The sequence below is a fragment of the Achromobacter sp. 1012554356 genome, from assembly GCF_059760815.1.
Window position 1 is genome coordinate 1 of record NZ_JCBANC010000143.1, and the last position, 263, is coordinate 263.

General features: G+C 48.3%; 1 protein-coding gene. It reads left to right on the forward strand.

Going from position 1 to position 263, the window contains the following annotated elements; all coding sequences use genetic code 11:
- Positions 1-76 precede the first annotated feature (76 nt).
- A partial coding sequence (locus tag AC6LJW_RS29500) for a hypothetical protein (RefSeq protein ID WP_498088978.1) occupies positions 77-263 on the forward strand: 187 nt, incomplete at its 3' end.

Consider the following 263-nt stretch of genomic DNA (forward strand, 5'->3'; position numbering starts at 1 on the left):
ATCAGGCCGAAACCCAATCGCTGCACTCGCATCAAGCGCCCACACTTATCGGTTGTTTAATTGTTAAAGAGCGGTCTTGCTAAATTCTGTACTACCAGTTTCTGCTTTCAACTCCGGCCAACTTCGCTTTTGCGTCGTCGCTGTCGTTGCAGCAGAGAAACGAGATTATGAAGAAGTTTTTATCGCTTGTCAAGTCAGCTTCGCTTTTTGCTTTCGCAGTTTGCTTCGCTTTCTTGCGGCGACCTCTTCAGGTCTCGCCAGGA